The 1,006-nt window shown below is 65.2% G+C and carries 2 protein-coding genes; one reads left to right on the plus strand and one right to left on the minus strand.

Annotated elements, in window-relative coordinates; genetic code table 11:
* Positions 1-143 precede the first annotated feature (143 nt).
* The gene (locus tag ACFWFI_RS42790; RefSeq protein ID WP_387401398.1) at positions 144-647 is read left to right on the plus strand and encodes a barstar family protein; all 504 of its coding nucleotides are present in this window, start codon (positions 144-146) and stop codon (positions 645-647) included.
* Positions 648-700: 53 nt separating this feature from the next.
* On the opposite strand, the gene ACFWFI_RS42795 is transcribed toward ACFWFI_RS42790, so the two are convergent.
* Complete coding sequence (locus ACFWFI_RS42795) at positions 701-901, minus strand: hypothetical protein (RefSeq protein WP_387401400.1); 201 nt, start codon at positions 899-901, stop codon at positions 701-703.
* Between the last annotated feature and the right edge of the window lie 105 nt (positions 902-1,006).

The raw sequence follows: 1,006 nt of genomic DNA on the forward strand, positions 1-1,006 counted from the left end.
CCAGCAAAGAACAGCCTCTCGCTCAGGAGTTCGGTGTGCTGGGAGAAGGGGCCGTCGTGATAGCCCGGTATCCGTGCGGGGTGAAGCTCCGCGTCTTTCGTCACGGAGGCCATGATGCCTCGCTGCTGTCCGGACTCCCACCAATGCTCGACCGTTACGGGACAGCCCAGAGCAAATCACCGGCCGAAAGACATCTGGTATCGCCGACAGAGCCAGTGCGGCTCCGTGCCGACGCCGGGCGCGGCTTCCGCATCGTCCACCTGGCCGCGAACGGGTGGATAACGGAGCGGGACATGCACCGAGCCATCGCCGCAGCCCTGCAGTTTCCCGACTACTACGGCAACAATCTGGATGCGCTCAACGACTGCCTCGGCGACGTCGCAGGTTACGGCCCCTACGACGATGCGGCCGAGGGCACCGGTCTCGTGCTGTCCTTGACTGACTACGACCAGTTCGCAGCCGCGTCTCCCAGAGCAGCCCAGATCGTGCTGGACATCATCGCCGGCCAAGCCCGCCGTGCGGCGGTAGTACAACGCCGCTTCTTCGCCTTGGTCCACAGCAACGACCCCGACATCCGGTTCGAACCAATTGGGGCTATGCCGGTCATGTGGAACAGCGATGAATGGCTCGACTCCAAGCGCTGCTGAAGACCTGATACTGGCTGTGGGCACGCACCTCTGTGGCTCCGGCGCCAGCGAGCTCAGGCGTTGGGCTCGCGGCGGGTGGCGATGTAGGCCGTCCAGTCGCGCTTGGCCAGGGTGGCCCATGGGGTTGCGTTGTGCACGCTTGTGCCGGTGACCTCAGCCAGGATCGATGCGGGAACGTCGGTGGACAGGGCGAGGCGGGCTGTGTTGCGGCCGGCGAGTCCTGTCAGGTCCGCTTTCCGGAGCTGGAGATGCATTGACTGCAGGCACAGCGGCAGGGCGCTTTCTAGGGGTCGTCGCAACACGTGGTCGGTTGATCAGGCCGCGAGTGGTTTATGCAGGCGCTCGGCCGGGGTTTCCCC

It is taken from the genome of Streptomyces sp. NPDC060209 (assembly GCF_042728155.1).
Classification (GTDB): domain Bacteria; phylum Actinomycetota; class Actinomycetes; order Streptomycetales; family Streptomycetaceae; genus Streptomyces.